At 46.4% G+C, this 265-nt stretch carries 1 protein-coding gene; it reads left to right on the forward strand.

Annotation, left to right across the window (positions count from 1 at the left end; translation table 11 throughout):
* Positions 1-118 precede the first annotated feature (118 nt).
* The coding region (gene ydfZ / locus FN960_RS24225) for a putative selenium delivery protein YdfZ (RefSeq protein WP_143850826.1) at positions 119-265 on the forward strand (147 nt) is incomplete at its 3' end.

Here is a 265-nt window from a genome sequence, read left to right on the forward strand (position 1 = left end):
CATGCATCAAAAAAGATGTGAGCTTGATCAAAAACAAAAAATATTTCACTCGACAGGAGTATTTATATTGCGCCCGTTACGTGGGCTTCGACTGTAAATCAGAAAGGAGAAAACACCTATGACGACCTACGATCGTAACCGTAACGCAATCACCACTGGCAGCCGTGTTATGGTTAGCGGCACCGGTCACACTGGCAAGATCCTGTCGATTGATACTGAAGGTCTGACCGCTGAGCAAATCCGCCGCGGAAAAACCGTAGTTGTT

It is taken from the genome of Alkalicoccobacillus porphyridii (assembly GCF_007293315.1).
GTDB lineage: Bacteria > Bacillota > Bacilli > Bacillales > Bacillaceae_D > Alkalicoccobacillus > Alkalicoccobacillus porphyridii.